The sequence below is a fragment of the Variovorax sp. GW822-FHT04A09 genome (assembly GCF_058801005.1).
This window is the reverse complement of record NZ_JBXAMV010000001.1, coordinates 1,879,541-1,905,611: the sequence shown is the minus strand read 5'-3', so window position 1 is coordinate 1,905,611 and position 26,071 is coordinate 1,879,541. Positions and strand designations below refer to the sequence as shown.

The following is a 26,071-nucleotide window of genomic DNA, read 5'->3' as shown; positions in this document are numbered from 1 at the left end:
ACACACATGACGCAACCCACCGCCTTCGACGTCGCGCTGTTCGGCGAAGCCATGCTGCTGCTCGTGGCCGACCGGCCGGGCCCGCTGGAAGACGCCCAGTCGTTCCACAAGCGCACCGCGGGTGCCGAGACCAACGTGGCCATCGGCCTGTCGCGCCTGGGCCTGAAGGTCGGCTGGGCCAGCCGACTGGGCACCGACTCCATGGGCCGCGCGCTGCTGGCCGCGATGCGCGCCGAGGGCATCGACTGCTCGCACGTGATCACCGACGCGACGCAGCGCACCGGCTTCCAGTTCAAGGGCCGCGTCACCGACGGCAGCGACCCACCGATCGAATACCACCGCAAGGGCTCGGCCGCCAGCCACATGGGCCCGGCCGACGTCGACGAAGCCTGGCTGCGCTCGGCGCGCCACCTGCACGCCACCGGCGTGTTCGCGGCCATCTCCGAGACCAGCCTGCAGGCCGCGCTCAAGTCGATGGACGTGATGCGCGCGGCCGGCCGCACCATCTCGTTCGACACCAACCTTCGGCCCACGCTGTGGTCGTCGACCGAGACGATGCGCCACTGGGTGAACGAACTCGCTTCGCGCGCCGACTGGGTGCTGCCTGGCATCGAAGAGGGCCTGCTGCTCACCGGCCACGACAAGCCCGAAGACGTGGCGAAGTTCTACCGCGAGCGCGGCGCAAAGCTGGTCGTCGTCAAGCTCGGCGCTGCGGGTGCGTACTACGACAGCGACGTGGCCGGCACCGGCCACGTCGACGGCTTCCCGGTGAAGGAAGTGATCGACACCGTGGGCGCGGGCGACGGCTTTGCGGCCGGCGTGGTGAGCGCGTTGCTCGAAGGTCGCAGCGTGCCCGACGCGGTGCGCCGCGGCGCCTGGATCGGCGCGCGCGCCGTGCAGGTGCTCGGCGACACCGAAGGCCTGCCGACGCGGGCGCAACTCGAAGAAGCGGGGCTCTGATGACCAAGAAGAATGTGCTGGTGTTCCGGGCCCTGCCCGAAGACCAGCTCGCGCGCCTGCAGGCCGTGCACCACGTCACCGTGGCCGATCCGCGCAAGGCGCCTGAGGCTTTTGCCTCTGCGCTCGCCACCGCGCACGGGCTGATCGGTTCGAGCTACAACGTCGACGCTGCGCTGCTGGATGCGGCGCCGCAGCTCGAAGTGATTTCGAGCGTATCGGTCGGCGTCGACAACTACCCGCTGGCCGAACTGCACAAGCGCCACATCGTGCTGTGCCACACGCCCGACGTGCTCACCGAGACGGTGGCCGACACGGTGTTCGCGATCCTCATGGCCACGCAGCGGCGCGTCGTCGAGCTGTCGACGATGGTGCGCGAAGGCCGCTGGACGAAGAACATCGGCGAGGAATTCTTCGGCACCGACGTGCATGGAAAGACGCTGGGCATCCTCGGTTTCGGGCGCATCGGCCAGGCTGTGGCGCGCCGCGCTGCGCTGGGCTTCGGCATGCCGGTGCTCTACCACGCGCGCCGCCCGGTCGACCTGGCCGCGCAGGCGCCCGAGCTGCAGGGCCGCGCCACGCACACGCCGCTGGACGACCTGCTCGCGCGCGCCGACATCGTGCTCGCGATGCTGCCGCTGACCGACGCCACGCGCGGCATGATCGACGCCGCTTTCTTCGCACGCATGAAGCCGGGCGCGTCGTTCATCAACGGCGGCCGCGGCGCCACCGTGAACGAAGCCGCGCTGCTCGACGCGCTCGACCACGGCACCTTGCGCGCCGCCGGCCTCGACGTGTTCGCGAAGGAGCCGCTGCCGGCCGACTCGCCGCTGCGCACGCACCCGCGCGTGACGCCGCTGCCGCACATCGGCTCGGCCACGCACGAGACGCGCCACGCGATGGCCGCGCTGGCCACGACCAATCTGCTGCAGGTGCTGGCCGGCCAGAAGCCCACGGCCCCCTACGACACCGCCGCCGCCTGACATGAAGCCCACAGGCCGCGCCACCATCGCCGACGTCGCCGAAGCCGCGGGCGTCTCCAAGGCCACCGTCTCGCGCTTTTTGAACCACCGCGAGCGCCTGCTGAGCCCCGATATCGCCGCGCGCGTCGAAGCCGCCATCGCCAAGCTGGCGTACTCGCCCAGCCCGATGGCGCAGGCGCTGAGCCACGGCCGTTCGCGGCTCATCGGCCTGATCGTGGCCGACATCACCAACCCGTACTCGGTGGCCGTGCTGCGCGGCGCCGAGAAGGCCTGCCAGGACGCAGGCTACCTCGTGATGCTGTTCAACCTCGGCAACGAGAGCGAACGCGAGCGCGAGGCCATCAATGCGCTGGCGGGCTACCAGGTCGACGGCTTCATCCTCAACACGCTGGGGCGCGGCAGCAACGTGGTCGATGCGGTCACGCTGCACGGCAAGCCGGCGGTGCTGGTCGACCGTCGGCACACGGGCATGCACACCGACTTCGTCTCGCTCGACAACCATGCCGCCATGCGCGACACCTGCGGCCACCTGGTCGAGGGCGGCTACCGCGAGCTGCTGTACGTCACCGAGCCGCAGAAGGGCGTGAGTTCGCGGCGCGAGCGCACGGCCGCCTTCGGCGCCTGCGTGGCCGCGCACGAGCCACGCGTGGCGGGCGAGGTCTTCGAATCGGTCGAGGGCGAGAACGACGCGCTCGACGAGGCCTTGCGCGCGCTGCGCCAGCGCGCCAAGCGCGGTCGCCGCGCGGCGGTGGTCGCGGGCAATGCCGTGGTCACGCTGCGCGTGGCGCAGGCCATGGCGCGGCTCGACTGGCGCTTCGGCGCCGACCTGGGCTTCGTGGGTTTCGACGATCCCGAATGGGCCTCGCTCATCGGGCCGGGCCTGAGCACCGTGGCGCAGCCGACCGACGAGATCGGCCGCGCGGCGGCCACCTGCCTCATCGAGCGCCTGCGCGGGCTCGACGCGGCGCCGCGTCAGTTGCTGCTGCCGGGCGAACTCATGGTGCGAGGCTCATCGACGGCACTGCCGTAGCGGATTCCGCAAAGGAGGCCGGCCCGCGCATCCAGCCGGCCGCGCGCTCCGCGATCATGACCGTCGGCGCGTTGGTGTTGCCGCCGATCAGCGTCGGCATCACCGAGGCATCGACCACGCGCAGGCCCGCGATGCCGTGCACGCGCAGTTGCGGGTCGACCACTGCCGCCGCATCCACACCCATCTTGCAGGTGCCCACCGGGTGGTAGATGGTGTCGGCGCGTGCGCGTATGTGCTGCTCGAGCTGCGCATCGGTGTGGGCGTCGGTGGTGTAGAGCTCACGGTGGCGGTACTTTTCGAGCGCGGGCGCGCGCATGATCTCGCGCGTCTTCTTCACGCCCTGCAGCAGCAGCGCCATGTCTTCCGGGTCGGCCAGGAAGCGCGGGTCGATGCGCGGCGCCGAGTCGGGGCTGGCATCGTTCAGCCGCACGTCGCCCCGGCCCTTGGGGCGCAGCACGCACACATGGCACGAAAAGCCGAAGCCCGCGTGCAGCTTGCGCGCATGGTCGTCGGTGATCGCGATCACGAAGTGCAGCTGCAGGTCGGGCCGGCGCAGCTCGGGCGACGACTTGATGAAGGCGCCGCCTTCCGCGAACGGCGTGGCTACCAGGCCCGTGCCGTCACGGCGCCACTGGGCGATGGCCTTCAGCAGGTGCAGCCCGCCGACCGGGCCGATGCCGAACATGTCGGTCTGCTTGGACTTGTAGGCGACGATGAAGTCGCAGTGGTCCTGCAGGTTCTGCCCCACGCCGCGCAGCGCATGCCGCACTTCGATGCCGTGGCGCGCGAGCTCGTCGGGGTCGCCGATGCCCGAGAGCATCAGCAGCTGCGGCGAGTTGAAGGCGCCGCCGCACAGCGCCACCTCGCGGCGCGCGCGAATGGTTTCGACGTTGCCGCCGCGCCGCACCTCGACGCCCACCGCGCGCCGGTCTTCGAGCACCACGCGCAGGGCCTGCGTGCCGGTCATCACCGAGAGGTTGGGGCGCTGGTCCATCACCGGGTGCAGGTAGGCCGCGGCGGCCGAGCAGCGCTCGCCGTTCTTCGCGCCGCCGTGGAACTGCGTGACCTGGTAGAGCCCCGCGCCTTCCTGCTCGGGGCCGTTGAAGTCGTCGTTGCGCGCAATGCCGCACTCGGCGGCGGCGCGCACGAAGGCCTCGGTGATGGCGCGCGGGCTTTGCTGTTCCGACACCTGCAGCGGCCCGTCGGCGCCGTGCAGCGCGCTGGCGCCGCGCTGGTTGCCTTCGGCGCGCAGGAAGTGCGGCAGCACCTCGTCGAAGCTCCAGCCGGCGCAGCCTGAACGTGCCCAGTCGTCGTAGTCCTCGCGGTGGCCGCGCACGTAGAGCATGGCGTTGATCGCGCTGGAGCCGCCCAGGCAGCGCCCGCGCGGCTGGTAGCCGCGCCGCCCGTTGAGGCCGGGCTGCGGCACGGTCTGGTAGGCGTAGTTGTTGATGCGCGGGCGGCCCGGCAGCATCGCCACCACGGCGGCCGGCGCCCGCACGAGGATGCCGCGTCCGTCGCCGCCGGCCTCGATGAGGCAGACCGTCACCGACGGGTCCTCGCTCAGGCGCGAGGCCAGCGTGGCGCCGCCCGAGCCGCCGCCCACGATCACGTAGTCGAATTCCGCCATGGCATCTGGTCCTTCTTGTCGTTGGATGTTGGGGGGGCCGTGCGCCGATGCGCGCACCGGCATTGTGGCCAGCGACCCCGGGGTCGGGCCCCACGGGTTTCCCCTGCCGTGGACGCACCTTGGGGCCTTTACCGATGCTTCACCCAGCGGACAAATTGCAACGCGCCGCCCGTGGCCCAATGCGCCTTCGGAGCGCCCGACCCTGCGCCCGCCCTTCAACGCTCTGCCCATGCACCTGCTTTCAGACGCGACGATATTCACCGAGGTCCGCTTCTGGGCGCTGGTGCTGTGCTCGCTGGTGCTGCCCGCCGCGATCTTCGTCACGCTGTTCGTACGGCGCGAGTTCTCCAAGACCACCGTGCTGGCCTTCGGCCTGCTGCTGATCGCGCTGGCGGGCGCGGACATCTTCCTGCTGCGCGCACTGGCGCGGCTGGCGCAGGCCACGCCTTCGCTGGCGGACGACCTCGTCTTCTCGTCGGAGCTGTCGATCGCGCTGTACATCTTTCCGGCGGCGTTCGGCACCCTCGGGCTGAACATGGTGTCGCACGTGCTCATGCACTACCTGAAGCAGAAGGAAGCGCGCTTCGAGGCCCACCGGCAGGCACCGACGTCGGCACCGCCACGGCGCCGAGGGTCGCGCGTGCTGCGCCACCGTCGCGTGGCATCGCGCATGTCGCCCCGGCCGGGCTCGCGCGCGGCGGCGGCGCGCCGTCCGCCCGCGGACCGCTGAGGGCGATACCCGGCGGGTTTCCTCCGGCGCCCACGGGGAACCGTGGGGTTCGACGCCGGTTGCCGCCAGAATCGAAGGATGCCCGCCACCATCCTGTTGATCGACGACCACGCGATGTTTCGCGAAGGCCTGTTCCTCGCGCTGCGCGAAGCCGAGCCGACGATGACCGTCGCCACGGCCCGCAACGGCGCCGAAGCGCTCGAGGCGCTCGCCACCTTGCCCCGGCTCGACGCGGTGATGACCGACTACTACCTGCCCGACCTCGGCGGTGCGGCGCTGCTGGCCGAGCTGCACCGGCGGCGCGGCGGCCTGCGCATCCTGGTGCTGTCGGCCTCCGAAGACCCGCAGGACATCGACACCGCGCTCGACGCCGGCGCGCAGGGCTTCGTGCACAAGTCGGCCGATAGCCAGCAGCTCATGGACGCGCTGCGCCGCGTCATGGCGGGCGAGCAGAACGTGGTGCAGGCCTCGCCGGCGGGCGGTGCGTCGCTGCCCGTGCTGTCGACGCCCACCGACGTGCTGAGCACGCTCACGGCGCGGCAGGCCGAGGTGCTGCAGCTCTTGTGCGAAGGGCTGCGCAACGCCGAGATCGCGCTGCGCCTGGCCACCAGCGAGAAGACGATCAAGGCGCACATCTCGGCGATCTTCGGCGCGCTCGGCGTGACCAGCCGCACGCAGGCCGTGATCGCGGCGCGGCGCGCGGGGATGCTCGGGCGCCCGCGCTAGCGCCGCAACGCATCAGCGCGGCTGCTGCTGCGTCGTGCAGTGGATGCCGCCGCCGCCCGCGGCAATGGCGTCGATGTCGAGCTGGACGATCTCGCGTTTGGGGAACAGCTCGCGCAGCAGCGAGCGAGCGTTGCCGTCGGCGCGCGCATCGCCGAACTGCGGCGCAATGACGGCGCCGTTGCAGACGTAGAAGTTGATGTAGCCCGCCGCGAATTCGTCCGACTCGTAGGTGCTGCGCACCGATTCCGGGCCGCGCAGCACTTCTACGCGCAGGCGCTGGCCGCGTGCATCGGTGGCCTGGCGCAGGATCTCCAGGTGGCGCCGGGTCACGGCGTGGTCGTAGGAATCGGGGTCGTCGTCCAGGCCCGCGACCACCACGCCCGGCGCGGCAAAGCGCGCATAGAAATCGGTGTGGCCGTCGGTGATGTCGCGGCCCGCGATGCCGGGCAGCCAGATGATCTTGCGCAGGCCCAGCAGGCGCTTGAGTTCGGCCTCGCAGGCCTCCTTGCGCAGGCCGGGGTTGCGGTTGGCGTTGAGCACGCAGCTCTCGGTGATGATCGCCGTGCCCGCGCCGTCGACCTCGATGCCGCCGCCTTCGAGCACGAGCCGCGTGCGCAGGCGCTGCACCTCGGCGGCGTCGGTCACGTACTCGGCCACTTCGGCGTCGCGCGCATGCGACTGCTTGTTGCCCCAGCCGTTGAAGTTGAAATCGACGCCGGCCCATTCGCCCGCGCCGTTGCGCACGAACACGGGGCCGGTGTCGCGCATCCAGAGGTCGTCGACCGGCTGCACCTCGAGCGTCACGCGGTTGCCGCACAGGCGCGCGGCCAGGTCGTGCTCCTGCTCGCGCACCAGCAGGTGCACGGGCTCGAAGGCGGCGATGGTGCGGGCGATCTGCGCCAGGTGCTCGCGCGCCGGCTTCAGCAGGCGCCGTCCCCAGACGCGTTCGCTGGGGCCGAAGGACATCCAGGTGGCGCGGTGCGCGTCGCCCTCGTCGGGCATGTGCCAGGTGTCGGGTGCTGCGGCCGTGGCCGTGGCGACCAGGCCCAACGAGGCCAGGGGCGCCAGGCCCATGCCGTGCAGCAGGCGGCGGCGGGTCAGGGGAAGGTGCATGTCGGTCTCCGGAATCAGGGGAGGGGGCGCGGCATCACGCCGGTTCCTGTTGCGTCGTGCAGTGGATGCCGCCGCCGCCCGCGGCGATGGCGTCGATGTCCAGCTGCACGATCTGGTGGCTGGGCAGGTGCGCGGCCAGTGCGGCGCGGGCCGCGCTGTCGGCCACGGCATCGCCGAACTCGGGCAGGAACACCGCCTTGTCGGTGAGGAAGAAGTTGACATAGCCGGCCGCGAACTCCTTGCGCGCAAAGGTGGGGCGCACCTGGCTCGGCGTTTTCAGCGTGACGATCTGCAAGGGGCGTCCGCGCGCGTCGGTGGCGCCGGTCAGCAGCTCCAGGTGGCGGTGTGTCACGGCGTGGTCGTACGATTTCGGGTCGGTGTCCAGCGCCGCCACGACCACGCCGGGCTTGAGAAAGCGCGCATAGAAATCGGTGTGGCCGTCGGTGATGTCGCGGCCCGCGATGCCCGGCAGCCAGATGATCTTGTCCAGCCCCAGCATGCGCTTGAGCTCGGCCTCCGCGTCGGCCTTGCTGACGCCCGGGTTGCGGTTCTTGTTGAGCACGCAGCTCTCCGTGATGATCGCCGTGCCCTGGCCATCGACCTCGATGCCGCCGCCTTCCATCACGAGGCTGCTGCGCAGCAACGGCACGCCCGTGAGGTCGGCCATGCGCGCGGCCACCGTGGCGTCGCGCGCATGGGCCTGCTGGTTGCCCCAGCCGTTGAAGTTGAAGCTCACGGCGGCGCGCTCGCCACGGGCGTTGCGCACGAAGACGCAGCCGGTGTCGCGCATCCAGAGGTCGTCGATGGCGTGTTCGATCAGGTGAACGTTGGAGCCGCACAGTTGGCGGGCCGTGGAAGCATCCGCGGGGTTCACCAGCATCTTGACCGGTTCGTAGACGCTGATGGCATTGGCGATGCGCGCCAACGCCTGGAACACCGGCTGGCGCATCTCGGCGGTCCAGATGGATTCGCGCGCGGCGAAGGCCATCCACACGGCGCGGTGGGCGTCGCCTTCGTCGGGCATGCGCCAGCCGGACGCGGGCGCCGGGGCGGGTGCCGGTGAAGGGGTCGGCATGGGCACGGGGAAGGGCGGCAGCATGCCGCTGCCGCTCCCACCACCGCCGCCGCCACAGGCGGTCACGAGTCCACCGAAAAGGCCCAGGCCGCCCAGGCCCAGGAGAGTGCGTCGCGTTGTCATTGGAATCAGGGTTATTACTAAGTTCTAAGAAGCCCCGAATTCTGTCGACGCCTATCTATCTACACAATTGATGTCTTTTAAAGGGATTGATCGATCTGGCTCATATCGCCAGCGTCTTCCTGCGCAAACAGCCGCAGGCTGTCGAACACCTCCCGCACCAGCGGCAGGCGTGAGGGGCCCTCGGCGCACGCGATCCAGAGGGTGCCCAGCGGCAGGCTCGGGCTGTCCGGCAACCGCCGCAATTGCCCGGTGCGCAAGGCGTCGTCGGCCAGCAGGCGCGACACCAGCGCGATGCCCCGGCCGCGCAAGGCCGCGTCGAGCACCAGGCGCGGGTCGTCGTAGATCGCGGCCTTGCGCAGGCCGCCGAAATGCGCGCGGATGAAGGGGCCGATGCGGTCGCTCGTGAGGTCTTCTTCGAGGCACAGCAGGCCCAGGTTGGCGTCTTCGTTCTGAGCGGGCGGGCCGACGGCCACGAGTTCGTCGGTGAGCAGCGGCACTTCGAACACGCCTTCCTGCCGCAGCGGCGCGCGGGTGATGGCGATGTCCACGTCGAGTTCGTCGATGAAGCGCGCGCTCTCGTCGACCGAGATGATCGGGCACAGGTCCGGGTGCGCCTGCAGCAGCCGGTCCACCCGCGGCTGCAGCCAGCCGCTGGCCACGGGCGCGGGGCACACCAGCGTGACGAGCCGGTCGTCCATGTAGGTCTCGATGCGGGCCAGCCCGTTGCGGATGTGCTCGAGCGACTTGCCCACGCTGTCCAGCAGCAGGCTGCCCGCCACCGTCAGCTCCACGCCGCGCCCCTTGCGCCGGAACAGCGGCTGGCCGACCTGCTGCTCCAGCTGCGAGATCTGGTGGCTGACGGCGGACTGCGAGACGAACAGCTCTTCCGCCGCGCGCGAGTAGTTGCCCAGGCGCGCCGCCGCCTCGAAGCCGATGAGGAACTTGAAAGAGGGCAGCCGGGTGTTGGACATATGAACGGGGTCGATGAATTCAGCCAAGAAATGTCGCTTTTTCATCGAAGGAATTCAAGTCAGAGTGAGCGTCCCTGCAATTTCTTCTGAAGGACCCTTTGATTTCCAACGATTTCGACGCTCGCCGCGCCGGCCTGCGCATGCCCGCCGAATGGGAGCCGATGGCCGCCACCTGGCTGGGCTGGCCGGTGCTCGACCACCGCGAGGCCCTGTGGGGCGCGCACTACGACGCGGTCTGCCGTGCGTTCGGCCTGCTGGCGCGCACCATCGCGCGCTACCAGCGCTGCATCGTGGCCGCGCACGCACCGCTGGCCGACGCGGCCCGCGCGGTCTGCGGCCCGCAGGTGCGCGTGGTGCCCATCGCGGCCGAGGACAACTGGCTGCGCGACTGCGGCCCGATCTTCCTCGTCGACGAGCACCACGTGAGCCAGACCGCGGTGGGCTTCCGCTTCAACGCCTGGGGCGAGAAGTACCACCCGCATGACGGCTGCCAGCGCGCCGCCGCGGACATCGCCGCGCTGGCCGGCGTGCCGCTGGTGCGTTCGGACATGGTGCTCGAAGGCGGCGCCTTCTACGTGGACGGGCAGGGCACGCTGCTCACCACCGAGAGCTGCCTGCTGCACCCGAACCGAAACCCGGGCCTGCGCAAAACGGAGATCGAGGCCGAGCTGCGGCGCATGCTGGGCGTGCACAAGATCGTCTGGCTGCCGGGCCACGCGGCCGAGGTAGAGACCGACGGCCACATCGACGGCATCGCGTCGTTCATGGCGCCGGCCCGCATTCTTTTCAATGCGGCCGACCCCGACCAGGGCGACTACTTTCGCGCGATGCAGGAGAACCGCCGCGCGCTCGAGCTGGCGACCGATGCGCAGGGTCGTCGCTTCGAGATCCTCGAGCTGCCCGTGCCGCGCGACGTGCACAGCTACGGGAGCGCGCGCTTTTGCGACCTCTATTCGAACTACATCCTCGTCAACGGCGCGGTGATCTCGACCGCCTTCGGCGTGCCGCGCGATGCGCAGGCGCGCGAGGTGTTCGCGCGTGCGTTCCCAGGCCGCCGCGTCGAGCTGCTGCCCATCGATGCGATCTCGCTGGGCGGCGGCGCCGTGCACTGCTCGACGCAGCAGCAGCCGATGCAGGGGAATCGCCTGGCCGTGCGCGGCTTCTAGGGCGCGATCAGCTGCGACACCGTCGCCTGCAGCTGCGCCGGGTCCACCGGCTTGTGCAGCATCTGCCAGCCGCGGGCCGCCACGTCGCTCAGGCGCCGTGGGTCGGTGTCGCCGCTCACGATCAGCGCGGGAATCGCGTCGTCGTTGTATTCCTCGTGCAGGCGGTCGACCACGTCGATGCCGGTCTCGCCCGCGCGCAGGCGGTAGTCGCTGATGATGAGCGCCGGCTTGCCGGGCTGGCGCGCGGCGAGCGCCAGCAGCTCGTCGCCGCCTTCGGCCGCGATCACCCGCAGGCCCCAGCTTTCGAGCAGCAGCTGCAGGCCCAGGCGGCTTTCGCCGTCGTCCTCGGCCACGAGCACGAGGCGGCCGGTGTCGGTCGGCAGCGGCGCAGGCGGCGCCTCGGGCACGGGCAGCGCCTGGTGCGCCAGCGGCACCGTCACCGAGAACACCGTGCCCCGGCCGACGCGCGAGCGCAGCGCCAGCGGATGGCCCAGCAGCGCGGCCGTGCGCCGCACGATCGCCAGGCCCAGGCCCAGCCCCTTGGTGCGGTCGCGCTCGGGGTTGCCGAGCTGGTGGAACTCCCAGAACACCTGCTCCTGCTCGGTGGGCGGAATGCCGGGGCCGGTGTCCCACACCTCGATGCGCAGCGCGTCGGCGCCCGCGCGGCGGCAGCCGATGAGCACGCCGCCGCGCGCCGTGTAGCGGATCGCGTTCTCCACCAGGTTGCGCAGCACGCGGTCGAGCAGCGCGGGGTCGGAGTGCACCACGGCATCGCCCGCGCGCAAGCGCAGCGACAGCGCCTTGCCCGCCGCCTGCGGCGCGAACTCCAGTTGGATCTGGTCGAGCAGGCGCGCCAGCGCAAACGGCCGCGCCTTCACGCGCACCACGCCCGCGTCGAGCCGCGAGATGTTGAGCAGGCCTTCGAACAGCAGCCCCATCGCCGCGGCGGCGCGGCCGATGCTGTCGACCACGTGCCGGCTCGCCGCCGGCAGCGCCTGCCCGCGCAGCACGCCCACGAACAGGCTCAGCGCATGCACCGGCTGGCGCAGGTCGTGGCTGGCCGCGGCAAGGAAGCGCGACTTGGCGAGGTCGCTGCGCTCGGCCGCGTCTTTCTCCAGGCGCAGCTGCCGCAGCAGGTAGAGGTTTTCGAAACGCAGCTCGAGCGAGTCGACCTGCGTGCGGTACATGCGCTGCGCGAAGGCCAGCGTGACGAACAGGTAGAGCACGCCGGCCGCCGACATCACGCGCAGCAGCACGTCGTCGAGCGTGGCCATCGCGAGGATCGCGGGCGCGAAGTACGTCACCTGGAAACCGTAGAGCAGGCCCAGGTCGATGCAGTAGGCGTAGATCGCGCCCGTGCCCATGGTGAGCATCGCCACCACGATGAACATCTGCTGCGGCAGCGACACCTGCAGCATCCACCCCGCGAGCGGCAGCCCCCACAGCAACCCGCCGAGCACCGCGCCCACCATCGCGCCGCGCCGCCAGCGCCGCAGCGCGCCCGGGTCGTGCTCTGCGTGCCGGTAGCGCGCCACCTGCCAGGCGCGAGCTGCCGTGAGCACCGCGTTGGCGCCGACCCAGGCCAGCAGCTGCTCGTGCGCAACCGCGCCCCACAGCGCCGCGACCACCAGCCCCGCCGTGAGCATCACGCCGAGCAGCGAGAACGGAAAGTTGCGCCGCAAGGCAGCCATGCGCGCGGCAAAGACGGGGTCGGCGGGCGTCGTGGGTGGGGTGGCGCTCATCGGTGTGTGGCGGGTGGGGGAGGTGGGATCGCCGAAGGTGGCGATCCCAAGGTAACGCGTGGCGTGGGGGGCGTCATGGGACTTTAGTCCAATGCGTGCGTTTGCCCGGGGCGCCGCAGGCGCATGGCATCATCGTGCGCCGCTTCCCACCGCCCACCCATGTCCGCCGATTCCTTCGTCCGCCGCGTTCGCAGCCAGCTCGACCAGCTGTCCGCGACCGAACGCCAGCTTGCCGATTTCGTCCTGGAGTTTCCCGGCGAGCTGGCCAGCTATGCGGGCAACGAACTGGCGGAGCTGGCGGGCGTGTCGCCCTCCACGGTGAGCCGCTTCATCCGGCGCATCGGCTACGAGAACTACGAAGAGGCGCGGCGCCAGGTGCGCGAAGAAAAGCAGACCGGCTCGCCGCTGTTCCAGAACGCCACCGAAGCCTCCAAGCGCGGCCACCTCGTGGCCACGCACTTCCAGCAGTCGCAGGCCAACCTGGCGAGCACCTTCGAACGCCTGAGCGACAAGCAGATGGCCGAGATCGTGAAGGCGATCATCGGCGCGGGGCAGGTGCTGATCTTCGGCACGCGCAGCAGCCACGCGTTCGCGCTGTACCTGCGCTGGCAGATCATCCAGGTGGTGCCGCGCGTCACCGCCATTCCGGGCCCCGGCGAGACGCTGGCCGAGCACCTGGCGGGGCTGGGCGAGCGCGACTGCGTGATCGTGTTCGGCACGCGCCGCCAGACGCGCCAGCTCGACACCCTGCTGGCGGGCGCGCAGCGCGTCGGCGCGAAGATCGTCTACATCAGCGACCGCGCCTCACCCGATTTCGCGGGCGCCACGTGGTCGCTGCAATGCGACTGCCGCGGCCCGGGGTTGCTCGACAACCACGCGGCCGTGATGGGCGTGTGCGACCTGATCGCCACGATGGTGATCGAGGCCGCCGGCTCGGCTGGCCGCAAGCGGTTGGCGGCGATCGAGCTGGGGCACGAGGAAAACGACGAGCTTTAAGAGGCCGCGCGGCCTCCGCTCTGTTTACTTCGCCGCCTCGTTGCGCGGCAACTGCGCCTTCAATAACAGCGCCATCTCTTTCTTGCGCGCCGGCGGCAGCCGCGGCGTGATCGCGCCGAAGCTGATCGCGGCCAACGTGGTGGCGGACGCCGCGAAGGTGCGCCCCACGCCCGACACCCCTTCGGTGAGCGTGTCCACGATGTCCGCATGGCCCGCCGCGCGCGTGCGCTTCACGGCCTGCTTCATGCGCTCGCGGGTGAAGCCGGCCTGCGCGTACTCGGCGGTGTGGCGCTCGAGGATGCGGTCGATCTCGGCATCGGTGAGCGCGGCCATCAGCGCCAGCCCGCCCGCGCCCAGGCCCAGCAGGCGGCGCCCGCCGACGTCGGTGGTGAACACCTTCACCGGAAAGTGCCCCTCCTCGCGATGCAGGCACACGCAGTAGTCGCCCTGGCGGATCACGAGGAACACGGTGTCGCCCGACATGCGCGCGAGCTTTTGCATGAGGGCGCGGCACGAGTCCACCAGCGGCACGCGCCGCATCGAGGCGAAGCCCAGCTGCATGGCGTCGATGCCCAGGCGGTAGGCCTTGCCGTCGGGGTCGCGCTCGGCGAACTGCTCCTCGGCCAGGCACGACAGCAGGCGATGCACGGTGGAGCGCTCCAGCCCCGAGGCGGCGATCACCTCGGTGAGCTTGATGCCTTCCTCGTGGTGCTCGGCCAGCAGGCGCAGCAGCTGCAGGGCGCGCCGCAGGCTCTGGGCGCCGGCGGTCTCTCTGGGTTTGTCCATATAGTGGGAAAAATAGGAATTAGTGTTTGGGATGCAGGAATTTCGAAGTCTAAACTGCGCCCGCCCCAGACACAGACCCGGAGACACACGATGGCGTACGACACCCTCGAAATCGAACACCACGGCGCCGTGCGCCGCATCCTGCTGGCCCGCGATGCCCAGCGCAACGCCCAGAGCCAGCAGATGCTGGACGAGCTCATGGCCGCCTTCGACGACGCCGCGCGCGACGACACGGTGAACGCCGTGGTGCTCGGCGGCAAGGGCGCGCACTTCTCGGCCGGCCACGACCTCAAGCAGGCGCAGGCCGAGCGCGCGAACTTCACGGTGGAAGAGCGCTGGGCCTACGAAGAGCTGCGCTACTTCGACTACTCGATGCGCATCTGGGACTTTCCCAAGCCCACCATCGCGCAGGTGCAGGGCGCCTGCGTGGCGGGCGGCTTCATGATCGCCAACATGTGCGACCTGGTGGTCGCGGGCGAGTCGGCCTTCTTCAGCGACCCCGTGGGCCACACGCTGGGCGCGGCGGCCACCGAGGTGCTGATCCATCCGTGGGTGATGGGCGCGCGCAAGGCCAAGGAAATGCTCTACACCGGCGGCAAGCTGTCGGCGCAGGAGGCGCATGCCATCGGCATGGTGAACCGCGTCGTGCCCGATGCCGAACTGGCCGACGCCGCACTGGCGCTGGCGCAGCAGATCGCCAAGGCGCCGCCGTTCGGGCTACGCCTGATCAAGCGCTCGATCAACCGCACGCTCGACGCGCAGGGCCTGCGCACCGCGCTGGCCGCGCACTTCGACACGCACCAGCTCTCGCACCTGAGCGAGGGCTTTCTCACGGCCCGCGACCGCGGCCTGGCTTCGGCCATCCAGAAGAACCCCGCCTCCGCCTGAATCAAGATGACCTTGCACCGTCTCGAACCCCTGCTGAACCCGGCCTCGATCGCCGTGGTCGGCGCCAGCGGCAATGCCGCGCGCATCGGCGGCATGCCGCTCGCGCACCTCACGAAATTCGGCTACCGGGGCGCGATCTACCCGATCAACCCGAAGTACGAAGAAGTCTTCGGCCTGCGCTGCTGGCCCGATCTCGAAGCGCTGCCCGCCGCACCCGACCTGGTGGTGCTCGCGCTGGCCGCGGCCGAGGTCACGCCGATGCTGAAGCGCTGTCAGGCGCGCGGCGTGCGCGCCGTCATCGTCTATGCCGCGGGCTTTGCCGAAGCCGGTGCGGCAGGCGCTGCATTGCAGGCCGAGCTGGAGGCCTTCGTGGCCACCACCGACATGGTGGTCGCGGGCCCGAACGCCATGGGCTTTGCCAACCTCAACACGCAGGCCCACACCAACTTCGCCTCGGTGTTCAACACCGCGCCGATGCAGCAGGGCCCGGGCCGCGTGAGCCTGCTCACGCAAAGCGGCAACGTGTGCGCCGCGGTGTACGCCATCGCGCGCCGGCTGGGCGTGGACTTCAGCCACTTCATCAACACCGGCAACGAAGCCTGCGTGGACTTCGCGCAGTACCTCGAGTACCTGGCACAGGACGACGCCACCGAGGTCGGCATCGGCTACATCGAGGAGCTGCGCGACGGCCCGCGCTTCATGGAGGCCGCGGCCGAGTTCGTGCGGCGCGACAAGCTGCTCATCCTCTACAAGGCCGGCGAGACCGAGAAGGGCTCCGAGGCCGTGCGCTCGCACACCTCGGCGCTGGCGGGCGACCAGCAGATCTACCAGGCGGCGTTTCGCCAGCTCAACATCATCCAGAGCCACGACTTCGCGCAGATGGCGCAGCTCGCGCACCTGGCCGGCTACCGGCAGCGCAGCGCCGGCAAGCGCGTGGCGATCATCACCATCTCGGGCGCGCTGGGCGCGATCCTGGCCGACAAGTTCATCGGCCAGGGGCTCGACGTGCCCACGCTGCCGCAGCAGCTGCAGGACCAGCTGCGCGCCGGCATTCCCGACTACGGCATGGTCTCCAACCCGGTCGACGTGACGGGCAACGTGGTGAACGACCCCGGCTTCGTGCGCACCGCGATGGAAGCGCTGGCGGTGTCCGACGCCATCGACGCCATCGTGGTCTACGCGCCGGGCTACATGCTCGACCGCATGGCCGACGACCTGTGCGCCGTGGCCGACAAGCACCCGCGCCTGATCGTCGCGATCGACACCGGCGCGGCGAAGACGCGCGATCAGTTGCGCGCGGGCGGCGTGCCGGTGTTCGAGGACATCGGCGTGGCCGTGTCGGCGCTGTCGCCCTTCCTGCTGTGGCAGGAGCGGCGCAAGCACAACCCCTGGCTGCAGGTGCGCAGCCAGCCCGCGCCCGCGCGCGCCGCGCTGGCGGGCCGGGCCGACGAGCACACCACCAAGCGCTACCTCGCGGAGTTCGGCGTGCAGCCGGTCGACGAGGCCGTGGCGCGCACCGCTGACGAAGCCGCGGCCGTGGCCGGGCGGTTGGGCTTTCCGGTCGTGCTGAAGGTGCTCAGTGCAGACATCGCACACAAGACCGAGGCCGGCGGTGTGCGCCTGCGCTTGGGCAACGCGCAAGAGGTGCGCAAGGCCTTCGACGAGGTGATGGCCTCGGCGCGCGCCTACGCGCCCACGGCACAGATCGACGGCGCGCTGCTGCAGAAGATGGAAGCAGGGCAGGCCGAACTCATCCTCGGCGCCACGCGCGACCCGGTGTTCGGCATGACGCTGACCGTGGGCCTGGGCGGCGTGCTCACCGAGCTGTACAAGGACGTGAGCCACCGCGTGCTGCCGGTCGACGAAGCCATGGCGCGCGACATGCTGGGCGAGCTGAAGGCCTTTCCGCTGCTCACGGGCTACCGCGGCCGGCCGCTCGGCGACGTCGAGGCCGCGTGCCGCGCCATCGCCGGGTTTTCACGCGCCGTGCTAGCGCTGCAGGAACAGGCAGACGAGGTCGAGGTCAACCCGCTGCTCGTGAAGGAACAGGGCCAGGGCGTGCGCGCGCTCGACGCGCTGGTCCTGGCTTCGTAGACACAACCACAACCATCGACAGAGACAGGAGACATCCCATGTTCAAGAAAGCACTGGCCTGCGTGGCCCTGGCCGCCGCCGCGCTCGCGGGCGGCACCGCCGTGGCGCAGACCTACCCGACCAAGCCCGTTACGCTCGTCGTGCCGTTCTCGCCCGGCGGCGCGGCCGACATCATGTCGCGCCTGCTCGCCGAGCGGCTGCACAAGCGCCTGGGCCAGCCCGTGCTGGTGGAGAACAAGCCCGGCGCCGGCACCATGATCGCGTCGGAGTACGTCGCCAAGGCCGCGCCCGACGGCCACACGCTGCTGCTCGCGGCCTCGTCGCTGGGCATCGCGCCCAGCCTGTACAGCAAGGTCAACTACGACCCGGTGAAAGACTTCGCGCCGGTCTCGCAGGTGGCCTCGGTGGTGCACGTGCTGGTGGTGCATCCGAGCATTCCGGCGAAGAACGTGGGCGAGCTGGTGAGCTGGCTCAAGGCAAACCCCAACAAGGCCAACTACGGCTCGGTGGGCGCGGGCACGTCGACGCACCTGGAGGCCGAGCTCTTCAACAGCGTGGCCGGCGTGAAGATGCAGCACATTCCCTACAAGGGCAGCGCGCCCGCGCTCACCGACATGATCGGCGGCCAGCTGCAGGTGATGTTCGATGCGTACGCGTCTTCGGGCCCCTTCATCAAGGACGGCAAGGTGCGCCTGCTGGCCGTGACCACGGCGCAGCGCTCGCAGTCGCTGCCCGACACGCCCACCGTCGCCGAGTCGGGCCTGCCTGGCTACGAAGCGATGCCGTGGCTGGGCGTGGTCGCGCCGGCCAGGACGCCTGCAGCGGTCGTGAACAGGCTGCACGACGAGCTGCAGGAAGTGCTCAAGGAACCCGAGGTGAAGGACAAGTTCCGCAGCCTGGGCCTGGACATCATCGGCAACAAGCCCGAGGAGTTCGCGGCGTTCCTGCGCAAGGACATCGTCAAGTGGGCCAAGGTCATCAAGGACTCGGGCGCGAAAGCGGACTGACCGCAGTCATCACCACGCAAGAACGAGAAAGCAGACAAGCATGCAAGTGGGTTACTCGGCGCAAGACGAAGCCTTCCGCCTCACGTTGCGCGACTGGTTCGAGACGCACTATCCGCGCTTCGTCGCGGCCTGGCCCGGCGGCGCGCCCGACGCCAACGAACTGACCTGGCGCCGCGCCTGGGAAGACCACGTGTGCCAGGCCGGCTGGTCGGGCCTGGGCTGGCCCGAGGCCCACGGCGGCAAGGCCTGGCCGCTCACGCGGCAGGCCATCTTCCACGAGGAGCAGGCCCGCATCGGCGCGCCGCTGGGCGTGAACATCATCGGCCACGGCATCCTGGCGCCCACGCTGATCCACTTCGCGAGCGAGGCGCAGAAGGCCCGCTACCTGCCCGGCATCCTGAGCAACCGCGAGATCTGGTGCCAGGGCTATTCCGAGCCTGGCGCGGGCTCCGACCTTGCGGCGTTGTCCACGCGGGCCGAGCGGCGCGGCGACCACTACGTGCTCAACGGCCACAAGGTGTGGACCTCGTTCGCACACATTGCCGACCACTGCTTCGTGCTCGCACGCACCGACGCCGCGGCCGCGCGCCACAAGGGCATCAGCTTCCTGCTGGTCGACATGAAGAGCCCCGGCGTGCGCGTGGAACCCATCCGCCAGATCACGGGCGAGTCGGACTTCAACGAGGTCTTCTTCGAGGACGTGAAGGTGCCGCTCGATGCACTCGTGGGTGAAGAGAACGGCGGCTGGCGGCTGGCCATGGCCGCCGCGAGCTTCGAGCGCGGCACCTACTTCATTCCGCGCCAGGTGCGCTTCACGCAGGAGCTGGGCGCGCTCACGCGGCTGGCGGCCAGCGTGCAAAGGGGCGGACGCCCCGCGCTCGATTGCCCGCACCTGCGGCGCGACCTCGCGCGGCTGGCGGTCGACAGCCACGTGCTCAAGCTCAAGTCGTACCGCGCGCTCACGCACGCGATGCGCGGCGGCCCGCCGGGGCCCGAAGGCTCGTCGACCAAGCTGCACTGGAGCGAGTCGCACCAGAAGCTGCTCGCCACCGCCATGGAAGTGCTGGGCGAGCGCGCGCTGGCCGGCCCCGAGCCCACGGGCGCCGACTCGCAGGCCGCGGCCTGGGTGCGCGACTACCTGTGGACGCGCGCCGAAACCATCCTGGCGGGCACCTCCGAAGTGCAGCGCAACATCCTGGCCGAGCAGATGCTGGGCCTGCCCAAGAACTGATTGAAGACGACGACACGACCCGCCATGGATTTCGCATTGAACGACGAGCAGCAGATGCTGCACGCGTCGGCCCACCGCTTCTTCGCCGACCACCACCCGCTCGCGCGCGCACGGCGCGCCTTGCCCTGGACCGATGCCACGCAGCAGTCGCTGTGGGTCGACATGGCCGGCATGGGCTGGATGGCGCTGCTGGTGCCCGAGGTGCACGACGGTTTGGGGCTCGGCATGAGCGAGGCCTGCATCGTGGCCGAGGCCGCAGGCCAGCAACTGCTGAACCTGCCACTGGCCGGCAGCGCTGTGCTCTTGCCGCTGTGGTTGCAGGCCTGCGGCGATGCACCGCCCGATGCGTTGTGCGACTGGGTGCATGCGGCGATGGCGGGTGAGCGCGCCTTCCATTGCATCGCGGACGGCGATGGCTGGATCGACCACGCGGGGCAGGCGTCTGATCTCGTGGTGGTGCAGGGCTGGCATGACGACACCGTGCCGCTGCGCGTCGCGCTGCGACCGATGCCCGAGGGCGCAGCATCCGATGCGCTCGACCCTACGTTGCGACAAGCGCCGGCGGCTCCTGCGCCGTCACTCGCGTGGGAGACGCTGCCCATCGCGCCCGAAGCACGCGCCCGCGTGCGCGCCGCGCATCGCGTCGCACTGTCGGCGGAACTCGTCGGCGTCGCGCAGGCCGCACTCGACCTCGCCAGCGCCTACGCCCGCGAGCGCGTGCAGTTCGGCAAGCCCATCGGCAGCTACCAGGCCATCAAGCACCAGCTCGCCAACGCCTGGATGGGCGCGGACAACGCGCGCCTGGCCGTGCGCTACGCCGCTGCCGCGCTCGACGGCGGCCAGCCGGACTGGCGCTTCGCCTGCGCCGCGGCCGAGTTCACGGCCATCGAAGGCGCGCAGCAGGCCACCCGCACCGCCATCCAGGTGCATGGCGGAATGGGCTTCACCTGGGAGCATGACGCGCACCTGTACCTGAAGCGCGCGCAGCACCTGGCGACGCGCCTGGGCGGCGCGTCGCGGGCGCTGGACCAGGTCGAGGCGCTCGCCCTGGCCTGAGCGGCCTCAGGCCTGCGGCGCGGCAGCGTCCGCGCGCAGGCCATCGATCAGCAGCGACAGGCTCGCCCGGAACTCGGTCTCCGCATCGCTGGCCGTGGCGGCGGTCGCGATCTCGATCAGGTGCGGAAACCGGTCCGCTGGCAGCGCCTGGAAGCGCGCGATCGTGTCGTCGGGCGATTCGTCGGCCTGCAGCGTGAGCGGCCCGGCGAGTTCCGCCTGTGCGGCGCCCATGATGAGCGCGGACACCGCGCGAAAACCCACGAGCAGGCGGGCGCCGCTGCGGCCGCTCTGGGCCAGCGTGCGCAGCAGGGCTTCGGTCACTTCGAACACCGCGGGCGAGCGGCTGCGCTTCGTGAGGATCAGCGGAATCACATGGGGATGGTCGCGGATCACGCGCCACAGCGCGATCGCGATGTCCTCCAGCGCTTCGTGCCAGGGCAGGCGGTCGTCGGTCTCCCAGCGCACCTTGCCTAGCACCGCCTCGACCACCAGCATCTCCAGCTCCTCGCGCTGCGAGACGTAGTTGTAGAGCGTCATCGCGCCGGTTTCCAGTCGGCTCGCGAGCGCGCGCATGGTCAGGCCGGAGAGGCCGTCCGCATCGACCAGCGCCAGCGCGGCCTGCTGGAGCTGTTCACGGGTGAATTTGGCGGGACGTCCCACGCTTGACTCCGTTCTCGAAGGGGTTGTAAAGTAATAAACGTACAGTGTACTTAAAAATCGGAAGACGCTTTCCAGCCACCCGGCCCGGCGTCTTCGCAACCCTTCCTGAAGGATCATCGATGAAGTTCTTGCCCGGCGATGTGGTGCCCGCCACGGCCCTGGAAACGATCCACGGAAAACCCTTGCAGCTGCCGGACGCCGGTTCGCGCTGGGTCCATCTGCAGTTTCGCCGCTTCGCGGGCTGCCCGGTCTGCAACTTCCATCTGCTGACCTTCGCCCGAAGGCAGGGCGAGCTGGCGGCGGCGGGCATCCGCGAGGTCGTGCTCTTTCATTCGTCCGCGCAGGAGATGCGCAAGTACCAGGCGCAGCTGCCGTTCGACTGCGTGGCCGACCCCGCCAAGGCGCACTATCGGCGCTTCGGCGTGGAAACCTCGCGGCTGGCGTTCCTGCATCCGCGCGTCTTCTGGAGCGGCCTGCGCTGGGTGCTCGCGACGGGCCGCTTCTACAGAAAGGCAGAGAACGGCATCACGGGCTTGCCGGCCGACGTGCTCATCGACGCGCGGGGCACCGTGGTGGCCGTCAAGTACGGCGGGCACGCGGACGACCATTGGGAGGTCGACGAGCTGCTGGCGCTGGCCGGCGCCGCGAGTGCCTAGACAGCGGCGCACGCCCTCGGTGCGCCAGCGCACACTGCAGGTGCGCTCGGGCGCCGCTTGCCAGCCCAACCCCGGAGAACCCGTCTTCCAGGCCTGAAAACTACCCGGCATGAAGCTTGCAAACGCTCGCAACTGAATGAAATTTGAATTTCAACTATTCAAAGTAGGTGAAATCCATATGCCATTCAGGCGCGATGCCGCCTACGATGCGATCCGCGACACCGGGCTGCACCGCGCAAGCAAGCACTTCATTCCTTCTCAAGGGGTTTTTCCATGGCTGGACCTGCACTCTCCTCCGGGCCCGACTCGCCCCGAGTCGCGGAGCTCGATCGCGCGCTCGACACCATCGGCGTCACGCGCTCGCACCACACGATCATTTTCCTGATCCTCATCGGCTGCCTGTTCGATGCCTTCGAGCAGAACGCGGTCGGCATCGTCGGCCCGATGCTGCGCGAGCAGTGGGGGCTGAGCGCCTCCGACATCGGCTTCCTGAACACCGTCACCTTCGCCTGCGCGGCCATCGGACGGATCATTTCGGGCTTCATCGCCGACCGCTACGGCCGGCGCGTGATGCTGTCGATCGACCTGCTGCTGTTCACGCTCGGCGCGGGCATCTGCGCGATGGCACCCAACTTCACGGTGATGGCGCTGGGCCGCGCGGTGGTGGGCTTCGGGTTGGGCGGCGAGATTGCCATTGCCGTGACCATGCTGGCCGAGTTCTGCTCGACCAAGTTCCGCGGCACGGCCGTGGGGATGGTGAATGTGGGCGCCGGCGGGCTCGGCAACTTCCTCGCACCGGGCTTCGGCCTGCTGGTGTTCTGGATGTTCCCGGGCGACAACGCCTGGCGCTGGCTGTTCGCCTGCCTCATGGTGCCGGCGCTGCTGGGTGCCTTCTACCGCCGCTACATCCCCGAGACGCCGCGTTTCCTGCTGTCGCAAGGCCGCGTGAAGGAGACCAACGCGGTGCTGTCCCGCCTCGCCTCGGGGAAGCTGTCGGGCAAGCCAGCGGCGCCTCAGCAATACATCACCGACGACGGCACGCTCGCGCAGGCTGCGCGGCCGAAGGTGCGCGTGACCGAGATCTTCCGCGGCGCGCTGGCGCGGCGCACGGTGCCGCTGTGCATCACGATCTGGATGACCTACGGCGCGCAGATCTCGGTGCTCACGCTGATGCCGACCATCCTCGTGACGCTGGGCTACAGCATGTCCAAGAGCCTGCTGTTCACGATGGTGATGCAGGGCGGCAGCCTGCTGGGCGCCATCGCGGCCTCGCTGCTGGGCTTCCACTTTCCGCGCAAGCGCGTGCTGACGGCCGGTGCCGTGTGCGCCTGCCTCGCGGCGCTGACCATCGGCTTCGTGGCCAAGAGCATCGTCGTGATCCTCATCGCGGGCGCGGTGTTCCAGTTCTTCGTGTTGCTGCTCAACACCACCATCTGGATCTTCGCGCCCGAGCTGTACCCGACGCGCGTGCGCGCCTTCGGCACGGCCTTCATCCTGGCCACGGGCACGGCGGCCGGCGCGCTGATGCCGCTGGTGGCGGGCCGCCTGTTCGACAGCTTCGGGCTGGTCGGCGTGTTCGGCCTGGCCGCCGCGATGTACGCGGTGTTCGTCGCCAGCGTGCAGTGCGTGCCCGAGACCTACGGCCAGTCGCCTGATGCGCTGCCGCTGCCCGGCGAGGCCGAGGCTGAAGACCGCGCACCGGGCGCGACGCTGGCCCGCTCGAACTGAACCGCGCACCGAACGATCTCCAAAGAAAGCGTTTTTCCGCATGCCCGACATCCTGCTCATCAACCCCAACGCCTCCGTCGCCACCACCGACATGATGGTCGGCATCGCGTCCGCCGAAGCGCCCGCCGGTTGCCGCGTGACCGGCCGCACGGCGGTGCAGGGCCCGCCGATGATCGTCAACGAAGACGAGCTGAACGCGGCCGCGCACGAGGTGCTGAAGGTGTGGAGCGCGGCGGCGGGCGAGGGCTGGGACGGCGTGATCGTCAGCGCCTTCGGCGACCCCGGCGTGGCGCTGTTGCGGCGCGAGGCCGGCGTGCCCGTGGTCGGCATCGCCGAAGCCTCGATGCTCGCGGCGGGCGAGGGCGGACGCCGCTTCGGCATCGCCACCGTCACGCCCGACCTCGTGGTGCCCATCGAGGCGCGCGCGGCCGCGCTCGGGTTGGGCGCGCAGTTCAGCGGCATCCGCCTCACGCAGGGTGATCCGCGTGCGCTCGCGGCCGATGCGAAGGCGCTCGAAGAGGCGCTGGCGCAGGCCGTGCAGCGCTGCATCGACGACGACGGCGCGCAGGCCGTGATCATCGGCGGCGGTCCGCTCGGGCAGGCCGCGCTCGCGCTCGCGCCGCGCTTCGAGGTGCCGGTGATCGCGCCGATCGGTGCTGCGATGCGGCTGCTGTGTTCGAAGCTCGCGGTCACACCGTGAGACGTTCGTCGCGGCGATGAGATGCGAGGCGTTTTGGCAATGAACGCCTTCTAGAATGAAACGACACACTTGTCCGCCAACGTCGGGCAAGCCGCATCGTTCGTTTTCTTTCTTGCATGCCTCACCTTCGACCGCGTTCCGCTTTCCTCGCTTTTCTTCTTCTCTCTTCCCTCGGCGCCGTCGCACAAACCGCGACACCCCAGCTGGTCCTCGTGCCGCATCACGAGCGCGCCCCGGAAACATCCCAGGCCCCCGCACTCGACCTTGCCGTGACGCGCTTCGCCGGCATGGCGTCGGGCTCGTACTACTGGCCCGAAGGCCTGCTGGCCGAGCAGCTGATCTCGGGCCTGGCCTCGCGCCCCGACCGCAAGCAGCAGGCGCTGCCTGACGGCCAACGACTGCTTTCGTCGTACCGCCGGCCCTACGACGGCGGCGAGCGCGCGGCCGTGCTGGTCGACGACCGCAGCGGTGACGTGCTGGCCGCCGCACTGGTGCATCGCAGCTGCGGCAAGGACTCGTCGTCGAGCGGTTGCCTCGACGACCAGCATGCCGTGCTCTCGGTCTTCCTGCGCCCCGGCCTCGACCGCACCAAGGCGCAACCGCTGGTCGCATGGAGCCAGCAGGTTCCCGACCGCATGCAGGGCGGTGAGGGCGTGGGCGAGAAGATCGCCACGACCGAGTACGTCACGATGGACGCCGCGCGCACCACGGCACGGCCCATCGTGCGGCCCAACAAGGCTTTCTCCGCGCAAGTGCCGCTGTACCCCAAGGCGCTGATCTACGGCACCGCGCAGGACGCACTGAGCGACGCCAAGGCCAAGCGCGTGCTGCGCCTGCAGACCGTCGACACGCCGCAGCAGGTGCTGGCGTTCTACAAGCAGCTGTCGCCGCCGCTGAAGGACATCGAGTCCAGCGACGGCTTCATCGCCGGCAGCCGCAACGGCCTGAGCTTCTCCGTCAGCACGACGGTCCCGCGCGACATGCCCGCGATCACGAACATCGAAGTGGAAATTTCCGAATGAAGAAGACATTGATTCCGGCGGCGCTCGCGTCGCTGGTGTTCGCCTGCGCGTTCGCAGCCCATGCACAAGACACGGCCGGCCCCGTCACGACGGAGCTGCCGCCGCCCACCCTGCGCCTGAGCGAGCAGACGCGCATCCGCAGCGCCGTGATCGGCCTGGTCGGCTACGCGCGCGGCAGCTACACCGAGCCCGACACGCTGATCGCGCAGCAGCTGCTCGAAGGCATGCGCTCGAAGTTCGACGTCACGCGCACCGTGTGGCCCGACGGCCGCCAGGTGATCGCGTCGGCCAGCGGCGGCGGCCACGGCGAAGAGCGCGCGGCGATGCTGATCGACGCCGACGGCCGCGTGCAGGCGGTGGGGCTGGTCAACGGCCACTGCCGCGCGGCTGCCAAGCGCGACGACCCCAAGGTGTGCAACCCCTTGCCGCAGACCGTGCTGTCGGTCTTCCAGCGCACCGGTGCCAGCCAGGCCGACGCCGCGCCGCTCGTGGCCTGGAGCAAGCAGCTGCCGTCGTTCCTCGCGGCCATGGCCGACAGCGACGATCCGGCGGACGTGGCCGCCGCGCAGAAGATCGCCAGCGTCGAATACATCACCGGCCAGCCGGGCGTGCCGGGCTGGCGCGCCGAGCAGCTGCCGCCGGGCTTCCCGGCGTCGTTGCATCCGTTGCTGGTGCAGACGGCCGAGGTGAACAGCACCGCCAGCGCCGGCAAGATCGTGCTGCCCAAGGGGCTGGCCGGCCTGCCGATGCGCACGGCCTACCAGAGCGCCCAGCGCCCCGAGGCGCGGTTGCCCGACGCCGAGGTCACGCTGCGCAGCTACGAGCCGATCGCCAAGCTGGTCGACGCCTACCGTGAACTCGCCAAGGGCGCGACGCTGGACGAGGAGGGCCGCGAGGTCGTCTTCAACGGCACCGACGGCGCGGGCCGCTACAGCGTGCGCCTGCGCGACGCGAAGGAGACCGGCGTGTACATCACCGTGGCGAGCTGGAAGCGCAAGTAGCAG

At 70.2% G+C, this 26,071-nt stretch carries 24 protein-coding genes; 17 read left to right on the top strand and 7 right to left on the bottom strand.

Annotated elements, in window-relative coordinates:
• Positions 1-6 precede the first annotated feature (6 nt).
• Genes AC1RLW_RS08730 through AC1RLW_RS08720 form a run of 3 tightly spaced genes read left to right on the top strand, consistent with a single transcriptional unit; the run spans position 7 to position 2,970 of the window.
• Positions 7-960: a sugar kinase gene (locus tag AC1RLW_RS08730; RefSeq protein WP_307694134.1), complete on the top strand. Its 954-nt coding sequence runs from the start codon at positions 7-9 to the stop codon at positions 958-960.
• Positions 960-1,940 carry a 2-hydroxyacid dehydrogenase gene (locus tag AC1RLW_RS08725; RefSeq protein WP_493192806.1) on the top strand — a complete coding sequence of 327 codons (981 nt, stop codon included), beginning with the start codon at positions 960-962 and terminating at the stop codon, positions 1,938-1,940. Before AC1RLW_RS08730 ends, AC1RLW_RS08725 begins: the two co-directional genes overlap by 1 nt.
• 1 nt (position 1,941) lies before the next feature.
• Positions 1,942-2,970, top strand: a complete 1,029-nt coding sequence (locus AC1RLW_RS08720; protein WP_062474737.1) for a LacI family DNA-binding transcriptional regulator — start codon at positions 1,942-1,944, stop codon at positions 2,968-2,970.
• Here the strand turns inward: AC1RLW_RS08720 and AC1RLW_RS08715 are convergent.
• On the bottom strand, positions 2,936-4,597 hold the full coding sequence (locus tag AC1RLW_RS08715) for a GMC family oxidoreductase (protein ID WP_493192805.1): 1,662 nt from the start codon (positions 4,595-4,597) through the stop codon (positions 2,936-2,938). The genes AC1RLW_RS08720 and AC1RLW_RS08715 overlap by 35 nt on opposite strands.
• 229 nt (positions 4,598-4,826) lie before the next feature.
• Here AC1RLW_RS08715 and AC1RLW_RS08710 point away from each other — a divergent pair, with 229 nt between their 5' ends.
• On the top strand, positions 4,827-5,327 hold the full coding sequence (locus AC1RLW_RS08710) for a hypothetical protein (protein ID WP_493192804.1): 501 nt from the start codon (positions 4,827-4,829) through the stop codon (positions 5,325-5,327).
• A 78-nt stretch (positions 5,328-5,405) separates the two neighbouring features.
• On the top strand, positions 5,406-6,053 hold the full coding sequence (locus tag AC1RLW_RS08705; RefSeq protein WP_139703137.1) for a response regulator transcription factor: 648 nt from the start codon (positions 5,406-5,408) through the stop codon (positions 6,051-6,053).
• Positions 6,054-6,065: 12 nt separating this feature from the next.
• Here AC1RLW_RS08705 and AC1RLW_RS08700 read toward each other — a convergent pair whose 3' ends face one another.
• The 3 genes from AC1RLW_RS08700 to AC1RLW_RS08690 form a co-directional block, all read right to left on the bottom strand.
• On the bottom strand, positions 6,066-7,166 hold the full coding sequence (locus AC1RLW_RS08700; protein WP_493192803.1) for an agmatine deiminase family protein: 1,101 nt from the start codon (positions 7,164-7,166) through the stop codon (positions 6,066-6,068).
• 34 nt (positions 7,167-7,200) lie between these two features.
• The gene (locus AC1RLW_RS08695; protein ID WP_493192802.1) at positions 7,201-8,364 is read right to left on the bottom strand and encodes an agmatine deiminase family protein; all 1,164 of its coding nucleotides are present in this window, start codon (positions 8,362-8,364) and stop codon (positions 7,201-7,203) included.
• A 77-nt stretch (positions 8,365-8,441) separates the two neighbouring features.
• Positions 8,442-9,335, bottom strand: coding sequence for a LysR family transcriptional regulator (locus AC1RLW_RS08690; protein WP_493192801.1), 894 nt, complete (start codon positions 9,333-9,335; stop codon positions 8,442-8,444).
• A gap of 98 nt (positions 9,336-9,433) precedes the next feature.
• Here AC1RLW_RS08690 and AC1RLW_RS08685 point away from each other — a divergent pair, with 98 nt between their 5' ends.
• Positions 9,434-10,501 (top strand): agmatine deiminase family protein, encoded by a 1,068-nt coding sequence (locus AC1RLW_RS08685; protein WP_493192800.1) that lies wholly within the window; start codon positions 9,434-9,436, stop codon positions 10,499-10,501.
• Here the strand turns inward: AC1RLW_RS08685 and AC1RLW_RS08680 are convergent.
• Positions 10,498-12,243 (bottom strand): ATP-binding response regulator, encoded by a 1,746-nt coding sequence (locus tag AC1RLW_RS08680; protein WP_493192799.1) that lies wholly within the window; start codon positions 12,241-12,243, stop codon positions 10,498-10,500. The genes AC1RLW_RS08685 and AC1RLW_RS08680 overlap by 4 nt on opposite strands.
• Positions 12,244-12,402: 159 nt before the next feature.
• Here AC1RLW_RS08680 and AC1RLW_RS08675 point away from each other — a divergent pair, with 159 nt between their 5' ends.
• The gene (locus tag AC1RLW_RS08675) at positions 12,403-13,239 is read left to right on the top strand and encodes a MurR/RpiR family transcriptional regulator (RefSeq protein ID WP_101492418.1); all 837 of its coding nucleotides are present in this window, start codon (positions 12,403-12,405) and stop codon (positions 13,237-13,239) included.
• Positions 13,240-13,263: 24 nt separating this feature from the next.
• Here AC1RLW_RS08675 and AC1RLW_RS08670 read toward each other — a convergent pair whose 3' ends face one another.
• Positions 13,264-14,025 carry an IclR family transcriptional regulator gene (locus tag AC1RLW_RS08670; RefSeq protein WP_493192798.1) on the bottom strand — a complete coding sequence of 254 codons (762 nt, stop codon included), beginning with the start codon at positions 14,023-14,025 and terminating at the stop codon, positions 13,264-13,266.
• A gap of 90 nt (positions 14,026-14,115) precedes the next feature.
• Here AC1RLW_RS08670 and AC1RLW_RS08665 point away from each other — a divergent pair, with 90 nt between their 5' ends.
• From AC1RLW_RS08665 to AC1RLW_RS08645, 5 genes are read left to right on the top strand one after another with little or no spacing between them, the layout of a single operon-like run.
• The gene (locus AC1RLW_RS08665) at positions 14,116-14,913 is read left to right on the top strand and encodes an enoyl-CoA hydratase (RefSeq protein WP_070059491.1); all 798 of its coding nucleotides are present in this window, start codon (positions 14,116-14,118) and stop codon (positions 14,911-14,913) included.
• A 6-nt stretch (positions 14,914-14,919) separates the two neighbouring features.
• Complete coding sequence (locus AC1RLW_RS08660) at positions 14,920-17,007, top strand: acetate--CoA ligase family protein (RefSeq protein ID WP_493192797.1); 2,088 nt, start codon at positions 14,920-14,922, stop codon at positions 17,005-17,007.
• A gap of 38 nt (positions 17,008-17,045) precedes the next feature.
• Positions 17,046-18,014 (top strand): tripartite tricarboxylate transporter substrate binding protein, encoded by a 969-nt coding sequence (locus AC1RLW_RS08655; protein ID WP_493192796.1) that lies wholly within the window; start codon positions 17,046-17,048, stop codon positions 18,012-18,014.
• A 40-nt stretch (positions 18,015-18,054) separates the two neighbouring features.
• Entirely contained in the window at positions 18,055-19,245 is a 1,191-nt protein-coding gene (locus AC1RLW_RS08650; RefSeq protein WP_493192795.1) for an acyl-CoA dehydrogenase family protein, read from the top strand.
• A gap of 24 nt (positions 19,246-19,269) precedes the next feature.
• Positions 19,270-20,301 carry an acyl-CoA dehydrogenase family protein gene (locus AC1RLW_RS08645; RefSeq protein ID WP_493192794.1) on the top strand — a complete coding sequence of 344 codons (1,032 nt, stop codon included), beginning with the start codon at positions 19,270-19,272 and terminating at the stop codon, positions 20,299-20,301.
• Between the two features lie 6 nt (positions 20,302-20,307).
• Here the strand turns inward: AC1RLW_RS08645 and AC1RLW_RS08640 are convergent, their stop codons facing one another.
• On the bottom strand, positions 20,308-20,961 hold the full coding sequence (locus tag AC1RLW_RS08640; RefSeq protein ID WP_493192793.1) for a TetR/AcrR family transcriptional regulator: 654 nt from the start codon (positions 20,959-20,961) through the stop codon (positions 20,308-20,310).
• Between the two features lie 119 nt (positions 20,962-21,080).
• On the opposite strand from AC1RLW_RS08640, the gene AC1RLW_RS08635 reads away from it, so the two are divergent.
• The 5 genes from AC1RLW_RS08635 (at position 21,081) to AC1RLW_RS08615 (ending at position 26,068) form a co-directional block, all read left to right on the top strand.
• The gene (locus AC1RLW_RS08635) at positions 21,081-21,617 is read left to right on the top strand and encodes a peroxiredoxin-like family protein (RefSeq protein ID WP_493192792.1); all 537 of its coding nucleotides are present in this window, start codon (positions 21,081-21,083) and stop codon (positions 21,615-21,617) included.
• Positions 21,618-21,890: 273 nt separating this feature from the next.
• Positions 21,891-23,345 carry an MFS transporter gene (locus AC1RLW_RS08630; RefSeq protein WP_493192791.1) on the top strand — a complete coding sequence of 485 codons (1,455 nt, stop codon included), beginning with the start codon at positions 21,891-21,893 and terminating at the stop codon, positions 23,343-23,345.
• A gap of 40 nt (positions 23,346-23,385) precedes the next feature.
• The gene (locus tag AC1RLW_RS08625; RefSeq protein WP_493192790.1) at positions 23,386-24,045 is read left to right on the top strand and encodes an aspartate/glutamate racemase family protein; all 660 of its coding nucleotides are present in this window, start codon (positions 23,386-23,388) and stop codon (positions 24,043-24,045) included.
• 269 nt (positions 24,046-24,314) lie between these two features.
• Entirely contained in the window at positions 24,315-25,067 is a 753-nt protein-coding gene (locus tag AC1RLW_RS08620) for a hypothetical protein (protein WP_493192789.1), read from the top strand.
• Entirely contained in the window at positions 25,064-26,068 is a 1,005-nt protein-coding gene (locus AC1RLW_RS08615; protein ID WP_493192788.1) for a hypothetical protein, read from the top strand. The genes AC1RLW_RS08620 and AC1RLW_RS08615 overlap by 4 nt, the downstream gene beginning before the upstream one ends.
• Positions 26,069-26,071: the final 3 nt, after the last annotated feature.

Coding starts and splice junctions, on each gene's coding strand:
- AC1RLW_RS08680 (WP_493192799.1), bottom strand. CDS start 12,243: ATGAGCGCCACCCCACCCACGACGCCCGCCGACCCCGTCTTTGCCGCG.
- AC1RLW_RS08720 (WP_062474737.1), top strand. CDS start 1,942: ATGAAGCCCACAGGCCGCGCCACCATCGCCGACGTCGCCGAAGCCGCG.
- AC1RLW_RS08695 (WP_493192802.1), bottom strand. CDS start 8,364: ATGACAACGCGACGCACTCTCCTGGGCCTGGGCGGCCTGGGCCTTTTC.
- AC1RLW_RS08615 (WP_493192788.1), top strand. CDS start 25,064: ATGAAGAAGACATTGATTCCGGCGGCGCTCGCGTCGCTGGTGTTCGCC.
- AC1RLW_RS08650 (WP_493192795.1), top strand. CDS start 18,055: ATGCAAGTGGGTTACTCGGCGCAAGACGAAGCCTTCCGCCTCACGTTG.
- AC1RLW_RS08715 (WP_493192805.1), bottom strand. CDS start 4,597: ATGGCGGAATTCGACTACGTGATCGTGGGCGGCGGCTCGGGCGGCGCC.
- AC1RLW_RS08710 (WP_493192804.1), top strand. CDS start 4,827: ATGCACCTGCTTTCAGACGCGACGATATTCACCGAGGTCCGCTTCTGG.
- AC1RLW_RS08725 (WP_493192806.1), top strand. CDS start 960: ATGACCAAGAAGAATGTGCTGGTGTTCCGGGCCCTGCCCGAAGACCAG.
- AC1RLW_RS08730 (WP_307694134.1), top strand. CDS start 7: ATGACGCAACCCACCGCCTTCGACGTCGCGCTGTTCGGCGAAGCCATG.
- AC1RLW_RS08690 (WP_493192801.1), bottom strand. CDS start 9,335: ATGTCCAACACCCGGCTGCCCTCTTTCAAGTTCCTCATCGGCTTCGAG.
- AC1RLW_RS08660 (WP_493192797.1), top strand. CDS start 14,920: ATGACCTTGCACCGTCTCGAACCCCTGCTGAACCCGGCCTCGATCGCC.
- AC1RLW_RS08625 (WP_493192790.1), top strand. CDS start 23,386: ATGCCCGACATCCTGCTCATCAACCCCAACGCCTCCGTCGCCACCACC.
- AC1RLW_RS08630 (WP_493192791.1), top strand. CDS start 21,891: ATGGCTGGACCTGCACTCTCCTCCGGGCCCGACTCGCCCCGAGTCGCG.
- AC1RLW_RS08645 (WP_493192794.1), top strand. CDS start 19,270: ATGGATTTCGCATTGAACGACGAGCAGCAGATGCTGCACGCGTCGGCC.
- AC1RLW_RS08665 (WP_070059491.1), top strand. CDS start 14,116: ATGGCGTACGACACCCTCGAAATCGAACACCACGGCGCCGTGCGCCGC.
- AC1RLW_RS08670 (WP_493192798.1), bottom strand. CDS start 14,025: ATGGACAAACCCAGAGAGACCGCCGGCGCCCAGAGCCTGCGGCGCGCC.
- AC1RLW_RS08675 (WP_101492418.1), top strand. CDS start 12,403: ATGTCCGCCGATTCCTTCGTCCGCCGCGTTCGCAGCCAGCTCGACCAG.
- AC1RLW_RS08635 (WP_493192792.1), top strand. CDS start 21,081: ATGAAGTTCTTGCCCGGCGATGTGGTGCCCGCCACGGCCCTGGAAACG.
- AC1RLW_RS08655 (WP_493192796.1), top strand. CDS start 17,046: ATGTTCAAGAAAGCACTGGCCTGCGTGGCCCTGGCCGCCGCCGCGCTC.
- AC1RLW_RS08705 (WP_139703137.1), top strand. CDS start 5,406: ATGCCCGCCACCATCCTGTTGATCGACGACCACGCGATGTTTCGCGAA.
- AC1RLW_RS08700 (WP_493192803.1), bottom strand. CDS start 7,166: ATGCACCTTCCCCTGACCCGCCGCCGCCTGCTGCACGGCATGGGCCTG.